The 13,304-nt window shown below is 50.1% G+C and carries 10 protein-coding genes; 6 read left to right on the plus strand and 4 right to left on the minus strand.

All coding sequences use genetic code 11. The annotated features are described in order from the left end of the window. Nucleotides 1-64: 64 nt before the first annotated feature. From MRJ96_04915 to MRJ96_04930, 4 genes are all read left to right on the plus strand, one after another. Nucleotides 65-562 carry a macro domain-containing protein gene (locus MRJ96_04915; protein ID MDR4500781.1) on the plus strand — a complete coding sequence of 166 codons (498 nt, stop codon included), beginning with the start codon at nt 65-67 and terminating at the stop codon, nt 560-562. Further along, nucleotides 541-1,455, plus strand: coding sequence for an MBL fold metallo-hydrolase (locus MRJ96_04920; GenBank protein MDR4500782.1), 915 nt, complete (start codon nt 541-543; stop codon nt 1,453-1,455). Before MRJ96_04915 ends, MRJ96_04920 begins: the two co-directional genes overlap by 22 nt. Nucleotides 1,456-1,511: 56 nt before the next feature. Beyond that, entirely contained in the window at nt 1,512-2,564 is a 1,053-nt protein-coding gene (locus tag MRJ96_04925) for a site-2 protease family protein (protein MDR4500783.1), read from the plus strand. Between the two features lie 122 nt (nt 2,565-2,686). Further along, the gene (locus MRJ96_04930; GenBank protein MDR4500784.1) at nt 2,687-4,093 is read left to right on the plus strand and encodes a M20/M25/M40 family metallo-hydrolase; all 1,407 of its coding nucleotides are present in this window, start codon (nt 2,687-2,689) and stop codon (nt 4,091-4,093) included. 62 nt (nt 4,094-4,155) lie between these two features. On the opposite strand, the gene der is transcribed toward MRJ96_04930, so the two are convergent. The 4 genes from der to MRJ96_04950 all read right to left on the minus strand — a co-directional run bounded on the left by der (nt 4,156) and on the right by MRJ96_04950 (nt 9,976). Beyond that, nucleotides 4,156-5,619 (minus strand): ribosome biogenesis GTPase Der, encoded by a 1,464-nt coding sequence (gene der / locus MRJ96_04935; GenBank protein ID MDR4500785.1) that lies wholly within the window; start codon nt 5,617-5,619, stop codon nt 4,156-4,158. A gap of 213 nt (nt 5,620-5,832) precedes the next feature. Then, a complete protein-coding gene (locus MRJ96_04940; GenBank protein MDR4500786.1) occupies nt 5,833-6,348 on the minus strand; it encodes a hypothetical protein in 516 nt (171 codons plus the stop codon). Between the two features lie 144 nt (nt 6,349-6,492). After that, the gene (locus MRJ96_04945; GenBank protein MDR4500787.1) at nt 6,493-7,878 is read right to left on the minus strand and encodes a radical SAM protein; all 1,386 of its coding nucleotides are present in this window, start codon (nt 7,876-7,878) and stop codon (nt 6,493-6,495) included. Then, nucleotides 7,871-9,976 (minus strand): universal stress protein, encoded by a 2,106-nt coding sequence (locus MRJ96_04950; protein ID MDR4500788.1) that lies wholly within the window; start codon nt 9,974-9,976, stop codon nt 7,871-7,873. Before MRJ96_04950 ends, MRJ96_04945 begins: the two co-directional genes overlap by 8 nt. Before the next feature lie 657 nt (nt 9,977-10,633). On the opposite strand from MRJ96_04950, the gene metK reads away from it, so the two are divergent. Next, nucleotides 10,634-11,785 (plus strand): methionine adenosyltransferase, encoded by a 1,152-nt coding sequence (gene metK / locus MRJ96_04955; GenBank protein MDR4500789.1) that lies wholly within the window; start codon nt 10,634-10,636, stop codon nt 11,783-11,785. Nucleotides 11,786-11,886: 101 nt separating this feature from the next. After that, on the plus strand, nt 11,887-13,272 hold the full coding sequence (gene ahcY, locus MRJ96_04960) for an adenosylhomocysteinase (protein MDR4500790.1): 1,386 nt from the start codon (nt 11,887-11,889) through the stop codon (nt 13,270-13,272). The last annotated feature ends 32 nt before the right edge of the window (nt 13,273-13,304 follow it).

Raw genomic sequence — 13,304 nt, forward strand, 5'->3', positions numbered from 1 at the left:
CTAACATACGACTCTTATTTTGCTTGAATGACGTAATAGCTCACTCGCTATTCCGATCTGTTCCATGAATCTGCATATTGAGATCATTCAAGGCAGCATTCTCGACGTCACGGCTCAAGTCATCGTGAATGCGGCTAATAGTCATGGCTTGATGGGTGGGGGAGTCGCTGGCGTGATTCGTCGAGCCGCCGGACAGATTGTCGAAGAAGAAGCCAGAGAGCAATCCCCAATCCCGGTCGGGACGGCAGTGCTCACTTCCGGAGGCCAGACGGCTTTTCAGGGAATCATTCACGCTCCGACCATGGCGGAGCCCGCCATGCGAATCCCGAAAGAAAACGTAGGATATGCAACTCGAGCCGCCCTCAGCCTCGCGGATCAGTGGGGATTTGCTTCGCTGGCATTCCCGGGGATGGGCACTGGAGTTGGTCATGTTTTATTCTCTGATGCCGCCAGTCAGATGCTGAACGAGATTCAGTCATTCTCCCCAGAAACGTTAGTTAGGATTATCCTAGTCGATGTCGATCCTGCTATGGTTGAAGCATGGCGCAATCGATTAGCATAAATGGGAGCCGTCATCTTCAGCAGGAAAGCGCAGCCTGTGTCATGACTCTAGAGGATGATTTTTGCGATATCATAAAAAAATCCCGACATGGCCAACATCTGTCCCCTTCTTTCGTCGCCTCTCAATGTCACATATCCCGAAGTGACCTAGACCACCTGGAAAAAGCAACTCGCCTTCCGACTCAAGAAGAAGTAGCGCTTCTTTCCCAAACCTTGAACCTTCGAAGCGAGCCGTTGCAACGTATTGCGCAGAAAGGATGGTTACCGAACGACATGCCTGACTGGGTCATGCAGGGCGGACTGCTCACGACTATCCTTGGAAACATTGGAGGTTACGAGGTGAAAGGATATATCCTGACCGATCCTATCACCAACGACTCAATCATGATTGACACGGGATACAATGCCACGCAGATGTTGGAGACATTGGCAATGCGCGCACTCAACCTACGGGGGATCTGTCTGACCCACGGACATGCCGATCATGCTGGAGGTCTCGATGCACTGTTGTCCAAGTGGAAAGTACCGGTATACATCGGAAAGGAAGACCTCGCGCTACTGGACTGGAGGCCGCCCAAGCATGTTCTTCAATTCCTTGACGACAAGCACACTATTTCGTTTGGCTCTTTAACCCTGGAATGCCTTTCGACGCCGGGACATACTCCGGGAGGATATTGCTATCGACTCTGGAAAAACGGGCATTCCCTGTGTTTCGTCGGAGATACGCTTTTTGCCGGGTCGGTCGGTCGATCCAACCCCTTTTCCCTCTACCAGACCCATTTGCATTCAGTTCGGCAAATAGTATTAACCCTTTCGGGAGAGACGGTGTTATTGCCAGGCCATGGGCCGCCAACAACGGTGCAAGAGGAACGGGATTCCAATCCGTTCGCCTAAAGCGAGGCTGATCAGGACTTCAGAGCATTTGAGTATCAAGGAGAAAATGAAACACAGTGGAGCGGAGCCCACAAGATTCTGACCCTTTTGAAGATAAGACTTCCCATTCGTTGCTATCGTCTCCAGACACAAACACCGATCAACGAGAAACAGAAGTACACACACCTCAGACCAATCCGTCAGCCCACACACCTATCCCGGCAGAACAGGAAGAAGTCATGGCTTATCAGCCAACGGCCATGGCTCCGACAAATTCCTTTTCGCATTGGGGTCTTCCTCTCATGCTATTTGTCTTTACTGTTTTTACCACATTGTGGGCTGGAGCACTTCATCTGAATACGAAACCGGTGAGTGGTGCCTGGGACTTTCTTATGAAATACCCGGACACGTTACTACGTGGGATTCCATTCGCCGGAACACTACTCGGTATCCTTGTGACTCACGAATTGGGCCACTATGTGCTCTCTCGTATTCATCGCGTGCCCGCTTCATTCCCGTTGTTTATTCCCGGTCCCCCGCACTTCATCGGAACCTTTGGAGCGGTCATACGTATGCGATCGCCGATCATGAAGAAACGCGCGTTGTTTGATATCGGAGTCGCCGGACCCATTACTGGATTTATCGCCGCAGTCTTTGCCCTGATTGTCGGCCTGTCGCTTTCAGAAATCGTCCCGCGTTACCAAACGTTCGGCCTCCAACTCGGAGAACCTCTGTTGCTGCAGTTTATTGCCTGGATGATCTTTGGACCCATTCCGGAAACCCATGACATTGTCCTGCACCCGATCGCGTTTGCGGCGTGGTTCGGGTTTTTTGTGACAGCGTTGAACCTGATCCCCATCGGTCAATTGGACGGAGGGCACGTGGCCTTTGCCGTATTCGGGAGACGACAACGAACACTTGCACTTATCGCAATTCCGACATTACTCGTTCTCGGGGTGATTGGCTGGCGGGGATGGATCTTGTGGGCCTGCCTGGCCGGCTTCGTCGGCCTTTCTCATCCTCCTGTCATCGATCCTAACGTCAGCTTAGGGCAGACGCGTATAAAAATCGCCTGGCTCGCTCTCGCTATTTTTCTGCTCTCGTTTTCACCAATCCCGTTCTACTTTTGATCACACCTGTTCTCCCTTTCTCGGCCACGCAAAGCTTTTTTCTTCATAGAGAAACGCCACATTCGTAATTATGACAGGGCATGTTATAATTCTGGCCACCCCACTGACCGGAGGCCCGCCAGATGCAAAAGCACGATCCCCATCTTGAATCGTACATCAAGCATTCCCGCCCATCCTATGAAGACCTTCTCGCTCAAATGGTCGAAATTCCTTCCGTCAGCTCGGATCCTGCACACCAATCCGACATGCGACATATGGGAACGACTGCTTCAAACATACTGAAAAGCTTCGGGGCCGAAGCCCGCCTCGTGAAAACCTCTGGGTATCCTGCAGTTTCCGGTGGATGGTTTGTCGGCAATCACTATCCGACGGTCACGATATACAATCATCTCGATGTTCAACCGGCCGACGAGCCAGAGTGGCGACATCCCCCATTCGCTTTCCACAAGGAATCGGATCGATATCACGGCCGGGGAACGACCGACGACAAAGGCCCCGCATTGACGGCCCTCTTTGCCGCCCGGTATGCCATTGAAGAGAAACTTCACCTCAACATTCGTTTTCTCTGGGAATTGGAAGAAGAAATTGGCAGTCCCCATTTCGGCGAAGTGCTTCGTCAACAGGAGCTCGTTCCCCGTTCTGACTCCGTTCTTGTCTCCGATACCATCTGGGTTTCCAAGCAACGTCCAGCCATTCCCTATGGGCTGCGGGGACTTCTTTCAGCACGACTCGTGTTGCAAACCGGCAGTACTGATGTCCATTCGGGGCTAACGGGAGGCGGAGCGCGAAATCCACTAGCTGAACTATGTGACATCGCGCACGCTTGCGTTGACGCAAAATCAGGCCATGTCAAAATCCCAGGGTTTTACGATAAGGTCGTCGAACCGACACCGGAAGAAAGCAAGGAATTCGTGGCTTCGGGATTTCAAGTGACCCGATTCAAACAAGCCTATCGATTGCGATCTCTACGCACCGACGATCGAACCGAATTGCTCAATCGCATCTGGGCCGCTCCAACGTTTGAAATTCATGGGTTATCAGGAGGCTATATCGGCCCTGGCGTCAAAACCGTGGTCCCGGCTTCCGGAGAGCTTAAGGTCAGCATGCGGTTGGTTCCGAATCAACGGCCCGATAAAGTCCTGACTCTGCTCAGACGCTATGTGAAGGGTCTCAACCCCAATGTTCGAGTCTACAGTGACGGAAAGCTGGAGCCGTTTCGCGGCCCTTCGACTGGGCCTTACGCCGATGCGCTTCGTCGTTCCGTTCAGGTGGGGTTCGGAAAAACTCCTGTCATGGTAAGGGAAGGCGGGTCGATCGGAGCGATTGACCACCTGGACCGTGCGTGGAATGTTCCGATTCTGTTCATGGGATTGAGCCTGCCGGAACATGGATACCATGCCCCCAATGAGTATTTTGATTGGGGGCAGGCTTCTGGTGGCATTCGAACATTCGTTCAGTACTTTCGCGAACTGGCCCGCATGGGCCGCCAAGCGGCGATGAAGAAAAAGCCCAAGCGATCGGCCCGGTAGCATGAAGACCGCGAGCCATCAATGACAATCTCGATGCTTTTCCGTTGAGATCGTTTTCCCTTTCACTTCCTGCTCTTCTTGCTCTTCGCCGTTTTCGATACCTTGCGCAGACTTTTTCTCCCTGTAGTTGGACTCTTATTACGGACGAGAACTTTGATCGGCGTTCCGATAAAACCAAAGCTTTCCCGTAAGGCATTCTCCAGGTACCGTTGATATGAATTATTCACATCTCCGGAATGTCGAACAAAGAGCGCAAACGTCGGGGGCTTCGTCGCGACCTGGGTGATATAGACAGATTTGACAGGATTCCCCGCTCGAAGCGGTAAAGGATTTTTCTCGAGGGCTTGCTGCAGGAATTGATTGAGCTTTCCCGTTGGTATTCGTTTGACGAACTCCGACATCACCCGGCCCACTTCAGGGAAGACCCGGGAAACCGTCTTCGGGTTTAACGCCGAAGCAAAAACCACTGGCACAAACCCAAAAAACGGGAAACGCCGGCGTAGTTCCTGTTCGTAGTTCGCCCGCGCTTCATGATCATGTTCACGCAAGTCCCACTTATTCACCATTAACACGCATCCACGGCCTTGCCGTTGAATCAATCCCGCAATCTTCGTGTCTTGTTCGGTCACGCCTTCAGACCCGTCAAGTAACAGGATCGCGACATCCGACCGACCAAGAGCGCGAATGGCCCGAATGACACTATACCCTTCGACGCCACGCTCTATCCGCCCGCGTCGTCTGATACCGGCGGTATCCGTAAGGACGTAGGATGATCCCTGATAGGTCACTTCGCTATCAACGGGATCTCTCGTCGTGCCAGGCTGATGGCTGACGACCACTCGATCTTCTCCTAGGATGAGATTGACGAATGTTGACTTCCCGACGTTTGGCCGGCCTACAACAGCCACTCTCGGGACCAAAGAGGGATCATCGTCTTCCCGGGCACGAGGGCAATAAGGCAAAAGCGCTTCGAGTAACTCATCCACTCCCAACCCGTGCTCGGCCGATAGCGGAAAGATTTCCGTCAGACCCAGTCGGTAAAAGTCAGCGAGTAACGGCTCGGACTTCGGGGTATCGACCTTATTCACCACCCAAAACACGGGTTTCTGTATACCTCGAACAAGCGAGACAATTTCTTGGTCGAGAGGAGTTAGCCCACTTCTCCCGTCCATCGCCACGATCAGAAGATCCGCTTCGGCTATGGCGAGCTCCGATTGCCGTTTGATGTGAACGATCATTCCTTCAGTGGCGGATGGGTCCAGACCACCTGTATCGATAAGCTGGAACACCCGTCCCTGGTAGGTGCCTCGAGCCTCATGCCGGTCCCGTGTAACCCCAGGATGATCATCAACGATAGCTTTTCGCAGTCCCACGATGCGATTGAATAGCGTTGATTTGCCCACATTGGGTCTGCCGATAATCACGATTCTTGGAATGGCCTCGCCAACGTTCGCCTCTGGGTTCGTCTCTGGTTCAGGCGTAAAAAGAGGCGTATCGAGTCTCTTTTCTGAACGTTTTCTCGCCATTGCTAAAATTATCCTTTGTTGGGCTTTTCCCATGCGGTGCTTACGCACACAATATGGGATGAGATTTATGGGACCCTATCACAGGAGCTTTCAAGGGAACAATCAAACGCGCATAAACCGAACGGGTCGGTGTAGATCCTAATACGTGACCTGGAAGCAAAAATTTAGCGAAGAGGAGTGAGGAGTAAGGAAGAGCATGGGCAGAGAAACGGTCTAGCCGTGCAAATTTTTCATCGCAGCCGCACAAAGAATGATAAAGAGTCCCATCCACAGGGTTCCGCGTTGAAATGGAACAACCTCATAATCTTGTTCGTCCGTCGCTTCTTCGGTTTGATCATTCTTAAAGATAACCGTATACAGAAAGATCGTGAGAACCCCGAGCACTAAGCTGAGCTTGATAAAGAAAACCGTCAGATATTTTGCGTTATGTGAGATGCCCTCACCGGTCAATAGCTCCATGGCTTTGCTGACATAGTGAAGATTGATCCCGCCCGTGAATAAGGCAACGACGAGAATAACCCCCACTACTCGCTTGTATTGGTGATAGAACGTATCCGTGATGGGGCGTATATATTCCTTGGGAACAGCCGTTCGTAACCCAGGCGTCACAGCCATGACCAAAAACGCCAACCCCCCAATCCAGATAACGGCTGAAACCAGGTGCAGCCAATGAATCATGATAGGGACAACTTGATTAAGATCAGTCAATACGATTTGCAGATCTTCCATGAGAAGGAGAATCCTGTGAAATTATCGAAAATTACGTGTTTTCAGGAAATCCACCATAGCCATAGTGTACGCGATGAGACAACACAAGGCATCAGTCGCATGTTTGTTGAGGAGCGTCGAATGTAGGAGTCTTGGCGATTTACATCAAAACTTAAACACGGGAGTTTCGTTCCCAAACCGTTTCTTGCGAAGCTCTTCCATTAACTCTGTCGTGACGACGGAAAGACCGCGTTCGATGGCATGTCGTTCAACACCTTTTTTTACCATGGCCCGAAGAAAATAGGGGATACGATCCAATCGAGTTTGAGCGGCTTCATCCCAGACAACCGAGGTCGTCTCGGGAACATTGAAGGCGACTTCTACTTTGTCTCCACCCTTTGGCGTATACAAGCACCATTGGTCCTCATCCAGCCAATCGCCATGGTCTACATAAGGCCGGGCTCGGCATCCTCCGCAAATTTCGCTGTATTCACAGTCTCCACACTTTCCCTTGAGGTGCGGATAGCGAAAAGAGTCAAAAATATCGGAACGTTCCCAGAGATCGACAAAACTCTTGTCGCGGACATTCCCTGCTGAGAGCGGCATGTACGGACAGGGAGTCAAATCACCGTTTGGCGTGACTCGCGCGTAATTGGTACCGGCCAGACATCCACCACCCATGTACCCTTGAGCTTTGGTGATGGGGGAATTAGGGTCCTTTTCAAAAGCCAACCGTTTAAAATGCGGGGCGCAGCGGGCACGGACCAGCATATCCTTGTATTTATCTTGACAGTCAACTAGATACCCAAGAACTTCCTCATACTGAGTAGGAGTGATATCGGACAATTCTTCTCCCCGTCCGGTGCAAACCATAAAGAATACGTTTAGCACCTTCGCACCGAGATTGTGCGCCCAATCGATGACCTCTGGTAACTCCTGGTAATTGATGGGTTGCGCACTAAAGTGAATCTGAAATTGCAGGCCATTTCTCTTACAGGCTTCAATCCCAGCGACTGCCCCCTCCCAGGCCTTTGGTAATCCACGAAACCGGTTGTGCTTTTCGGGGTCGAGTGAATCGATACTAATGCCGACTCCCATGACTCCGATTTCGACCAACGTCTTGGCCATGTCATCGTCGATTAGCATGCCATTCGTTCCGAATACCACCATAAATCCACAAGAAACGGCATGTCGGGCAATATCCAGGATATCCGGGCGAACCAACGGCTCTCCCCCGGTAATGACAAGAAGACAGCCACGATTTACTTCCGCGATTTGGTCTATCAGTTGATAACATTCCTGGGTCGTCAGTTCATCATGGCCGCCCCCCAGTTTTGTCGTCGCATCCAAATAACAGTGGTCACATTTCAAGTTGCAGCGCTTCGTAAGGTTCAGCGCGATCAGATAGGGCTTGAAATCGTCAACCGTACGGCCATCATAGGGATTGTCCTGGCCGGAGGGTAGAGAATCGAAACGGGTCACATTCGCCGGGAACGCCGATTCTGCAGAGGAGGGACCGGGAAATTGAACGATGGGAAGGGACTTACCCATGTTGCCCAGCTCCCGATGGAGCCTGAGACTGTTCTCCTGAACCAGTCAAATTCGCGATGATGTCTTTCACGTTGCCGGTTTTCATCGCTTCTTCCATCGTCTGTTTGGCCTGCTCGATTCCCTCATTGGCCACATCAATAGTAATGACCGTCGTGCCGAGCTTTTCGGCGTGTTTGATAATGAGGGCGCGAGTACAGTCTCGCATAAAGCCGGCAGGCGCACGCTCCAAACGTTCAGTGGCAGCCGGCTCCCACGTATACGGGGAGGAATCCGATGGTTGATCGTTCGTCCCACTTTCTTGTGTCATGGTCGATTCCCCACTGTTTGGTGTTTTATTAGCAAAAATTGGCGTATAGTCTTCTGCCGCAGCTTCTTGAATCGTGGGAGCCGCATATTCCAAGGTAATCGTGGTCATACCCAGCTTTCTCGCAGATTTTTCAATCCTCGCTTTAGCCCGTCGTCGCTGAAATCCCGCGGGAACAGCGCGAATGGCTTCTTTCGCGTCCTTTGTCCACTGCATCGGGACATCATCATAGGCCAGATGAGTTTCAAGCTCCCCTTCAGCCTTGGCCGCTGCGTCAAAAATCGCTTTGTCAACCTCTTTAAATTGGGCCCCATCCGCAGCACAGACAGGACATTTGACCGGAGCCGGATCACCCTTTCCGATGTATCCACACCCATTGCACACATAGTAGGTTCGAGACATCCGATCGAGGTAATTCTGGTTAGGATTGCTGGCCGCTTTGCTTGAACCGTTATCAACGGGTTTTTCCTCGACGATTTGAGTCATCATCCCGCTGAGAGTTGATCCCATCAGGTCGTTGGCAACGGAATCATCCGCTTGCATTTTGTCTCGATCAATTCCCGCAGCGTCAAGATTCCCACCGAGAGCTCTCATCGCATCCATCGCGCCCTTAGGAAGAATATCACCGACCGCAGCATCAATAACCGAATCGCTGATGATGGTATGGCCTTTCTCGATGGCATACCGGTGAATAGCGGTTTTCGCTACGCCCCTGGCAAAAACAGGAATTTTCTCCATCCGTTTGAGAGCCTCTTCTGTCCACGCAATCGTATATTCTGCCTGGGTGTCGATCGGAGGCACGAATTTTTTATTGGAAATCAAAATATTGCACGGAGCCGATCGAAGCAGGTTTTCGGCATTGCTCCCGATGTCCATATCATCGTCACTGTGGACACCGATGCGCCCCACGATGAGCAACCACGGCTGTTCTTTCCGAACATACTGAATGACCTTTTCAAAGGCTTTTCCATCGAGTAACGTCGTCTTAATATCCGCCCCTTCTTCTTGCGCCACATCGCGTGAAACATCAAGATGAGACTGATAAATCTTTGCCAAGCCACTATCAATGACTTCTTCATGGAGTTTTTCTTGCTCCTTGAACCTGAAGACTTTTCCCGCTTCTTCGTTCAACACACCCGATATGCTGTGGAAAGCAGCATAATGAAAGTACGGATCAAAGGCCGAGATAGCTTCGACCGGCTTGTTTAAGGCCTTGCCCAATGCTAAAGCGGTCTTGAGTCCTCCGAAAGAATAGTGACTACCATCAACGGCCACGACAATTTTTCCGTTCTCTGATTCTTTCAGGTCTTTAATAATCAACATGTCGGAGTTACGGACACGACGAACAACACGTTCGGTATTGCTGCCAACGACAGAATCTTTAACAGCGCCAACTCCCAAAGCTCCCATAATGGTCAAATCATAACCATTCGTCCCTATGTCTTCAGCCAAAACCTTCCAGTTGCGACCTTCCAGAGAGCGGCGTTCTAGAGGTATATTGGCCTCACCACATTGTTGATCAACATAGTCCAAGTAGGAATCCGTGATAATCTGGAGACCACGAGTGATCAACGAATCATGGATTTGTCGCTGACGGTCAAGTTCTTTTTCATCATGATATTCTTCAGGAAGGCCAGCCTCCATCTGCTTAAAACGTTTATCATGCATTTTCGCCGCATACACATGACTCCCGACAATTTTAGAGCCAAACGTTTTAGCCAGCTTGACGCCTAAATCGACTGCCTTATTCGAATGGTCAGAATTATCAACAGGAATATATATGGTTTTATACATCTAGAAACTTACCTCCTTGGGCACCGCCACTAGGAATCAACTGATTTACACACACTACTATTCTTACTCTCGATAAGACATGAGAGTGATCCTGAATACATGATTCAGGAGATTTTTATAGGACTGGCGGCTGATCTTACCACTCGATATTTCGCTAATGCAAGCCGAACACACACGACATAAGCTCTTTAGGATCACGCTCTTAGGTTGGTTTTCCCAGAAAATTTAGTGAATTTCGAATTAAGATTTTTCACCTAATAATTCGTGCAGCATTCTTGCTCATGAGCCTTATTCCGGCATTCTGCTATGTAGGCTGAATCGATATTCTGAGATATGACCTCTCGTTATTTGTTTTTCTATCTTGCTCTCCATCGAACTTCTTAAAGTTGCTCCTATCAATCAACGGACGGTTTAAATCCTTCTTCAGTTTGAATGGCCTACAGAATTTGACTGTTCCGTCTAAAAGACTCATTTTTTTCTTTAAAATTCCGATAGTTGTAAGACGAGCCATTCCTTATTTTGTTGACATATCAAGGTATGGTTTTATTATAGTAGTGACTTTGCCCACCGCTTATCCATTTCAAAGGGACCCTTAATGAGGATATTCGTACAATCTAATATCGCCACGTCCCTGAAACCCAGAGGAAACCTAAGCACATGAGACGATCTAACTATCTATTTACTTCTGAGTCTGTCACAGAAGGACATCCCGATAAGATTGCCGATCAAATTTCTGATGGCATCTTGGACGCGATTATTAAAAAGGATAAAAATTGTCGAGTCGCCTGTGAAACGATTCTGACCACCGGATTGGCTTTCGTCGCTGGAGAAATTTCAACCAAGGCCTATGTGGAGATTCCAGATATCATACGAGAAACCATTAAAGGTGTCGGGTACTCTGATGCCACCTGGGGGTTTGATCATCGAACATGCTCTGTCCTGACAGCCATCGACGCCCAATCCGGGGATATCGCGATGGGAGTGGATACGGGAGGAGCCGGAGACCAAGGGTTGATGTTCGGGTACGCCACCAATGAGACGTCTGAACTCATGCCCATGCCTATCGTATTGGCCCATCGCCTTACGCGTCGACTGGCTGAAGTCCGGAAGAAAAATATTCTTCCTTGGGTGAGGCCTGACGGGAAAGCCCAGGTCACTGTTGAATACAAAAACGGGAAGCCCGTTAGAATCGATACAATCGTGGTATCGACCCAGCACAGCGACTCTGTCACATCCAAAAAGATTGAGAAGGATATTCGGGAGAAAGTGATTGCCCCGGTCATGCCAAAAAAGCTCTTTAACCCCAGGGCCGTAACCTTTCACATCAACCCGACTGGACGTTTTGTGACCGGCGGTCCGATGGGTGATACGGGACTGACGGGCCGCAAGATCATCGTCGACACTTACGGAGGTGTCGGCAGCCATGGGGGAGGAGCTTTTTCTGGAAAAGATCCGAGTAAAGTCGATCGATCAGCCTCCTATATGGCGCGGTATATCGCCAAGAACATCATCGCCGCCAAACTGGCCGATAAGTGTGAAGTGCAACTCGCCTATGCTATCGGCGTCCCTGACCCAGTTTCCGTGTTGGTCGATACAAAGGGAACCGAAAAGACTGGGGTTGAGCGCATCGAAAAACTCGTCCGCAAACATTTCCCGCTTAATCCCCGTGGGATCATTGATCATTTGAAATTACGTCGTCCGATTTACAAGCCCACAGCCGCCTATGGGCATTTCGGTCGCAACGAGCCAGGGTTTACCTGGGAGAAAACCGACAAAGCTACCTTGCTGCGGCGAGAGGCTGGAATATAGACCGGCAAAATCATCTCTAAAGATCATGATAGGGGTTGTGATCTTCTCTCTTGATTAGTGAGCCCCAAAGATTTTGAATCACAGAAAGGAATTGGAAGTATATGAGTACTGCAGCCACACTGGACCAAAAAGTTACGGATTATAAAGTTGCCGATATCACCCTCGCAGACTGGGGGCGTAAAGAGCTCGAAATTGCCGAAACTGAAATGCCTGCATTGATGGCATTACGAGAAAAGTATCGAGGGTCCCAACCCTTAAAGGGCGCCAAAATCCTTGGCTGTATCCATATGACGATCCAAACTGGCGTATTGATTGAAACACTGATCGAACTTGGTGCAGAAGTTCGGTGGTCCTCGTGTAATATCTTTTCAACCCAAGATCATGCCGCTGCCGCTATCGCCGCACGCGGTATTCCCGTCTACGCATGGAAGGGTGAGACGGCAGAAGAGTATGACTGGTGCATCGAGCAAACCATCTTAAAAGATGGGCAGCCCTGGGATGCCAATATGGTACTGGACGATGGCGGAGACTTAACGCTCATGCTCCATGAAAAATATCCGGCCATGCTCGATCGCATTCATGGCATCACGGAAGAAACCACCACCGGAGTCCATCGCCTTCAAGACATGTTGAAGAAAGGCACCTTGAAAGTCCCAGCCATTAACGTGAACGACTCTGTAACCAAGTCAAAAAATGACAATAAATACGGTTGTCGTCACAGTTTAAACGATGCCATCAAACGGGGAACCGATCACTTGCTGGCTGGCAAGAAAGCACTCGTCATCGGCTATGGAGACGTGGGAAAGGGTTCCGCTCTCTCTCTTCGACAGGAAGGCATGATCGTCAAAATTTCAGAAATTGACCCCATCTGTGCGATGCAGGCCTGTATGGATGGGTTCGAGGTCGTCTCTCCTTACGTGGACGGAATCAATACCGGCAAAGTCGAGAATATCAATACCATTCTACTCAGCAATACGGACCTGGTCGTCACCACGACAGGAAACTTTAATGTCTGTGATTCGGCCATGCTTCAGATGCTTAAGGGTGGAGCCGTTGTCTGTAATATTGGCCACTTTGATAATGAAATCGATACCGCCTACATGCGAAAACATTGGGAATGGGAAGAAGTGAAACCTCAAGTGCACAAAGTCTACCGCAATCGAGCGACCAACGATTATGTCATTCTCCTCTCGGAAGGTCGGCTCGTCAATCTGGGGAACGCGACGGGTCATCCGTCACGCATCATGGACGGCTCGTTTTCCAATCAGGTCCTCGCCCAAATTTACCTGTACGAAAGAAAATACGCCGACCACGTTGAGCCTGAAACTCCGACCGTTCAAGTACTCCCCAAGATTTTAGACGAAGAGGTGGCAGCGCATATGGTGCGTGGGTTTGGAGGCGTCATCACCAAACTGACCCAAACTCAGGCGGACTACATCAATGTACCAGTAGAAGGACCCTATAAAGAAGATACCTACAAATACTAAACGGCAAAACCAATACTCGCGTACGGATATTT

It is taken from the genome of Nitrospirales bacterium (genome assembly GCA_031315865.1).
GTDB lineage: Bacteria > Nitrospirota > Nitrospiria > Nitrospirales > UBA8639 > JAGQKC01.

Excerpts from the sequence above, each read along its gene's own strand:
- MRJ96_04915 (MDR4500781.1), top strand. The coding sequence starts at position 65 with ATGAATCTGCATATTGAGATCATTCAAGGCAGCATTCTCGACGTCACG.
- MRJ96_04920 (MDR4500782.1), top strand. The coding sequence starts at position 541 with ATGGCGCAATCGATTAGCATAAATGGGAGCCGTCATCTTCAGCAGGAA.
- MRJ96_04930 (MDR4500784.1), top strand. The coding sequence starts at position 2,687 with ATGCAAAAGCACGATCCCCATCTTGAATCGTACATCAAGCATTCCCGC.
- der (MDR4500785.1), bottom strand. The coding sequence starts at position 5,619 with ATGGCGAGAAAACGTTCAGAAAAGAGACTCGATACGCCTCTTTTTACG.
- MRJ96_04940 (MDR4500786.1), bottom strand. The coding sequence starts at position 6,348 with ATGGAAGATCTGCAAATCGTATTGACTGATCTTAATCAAGTTGTCCCT.
- MRJ96_04945 (MDR4500787.1), bottom strand. The coding sequence starts at position 7,878 with ATGGGTAAGTCCCTTCCCATCGTTCAATTTCCCGGTCCCTCCTCTGCA.
- MRJ96_04950 (MDR4500788.1), bottom strand. The coding sequence starts at position 9,976 with ATGTATAAAACCATATATATTCCTGTTGATAATTCTGACCATTCGAAT.
- metK (MDR4500789.1), top strand. The coding sequence starts at position 10,634 with ATGAGACGATCTAACTATCTATTTACTTCTGAGTCTGTCACAGAAGGA.
- ahcY (MDR4500790.1), top strand. The coding sequence starts at position 11,887 with ATGAGTACTGCAGCCACACTGGACCAAAAAGTTACGGATTATAAAGTT.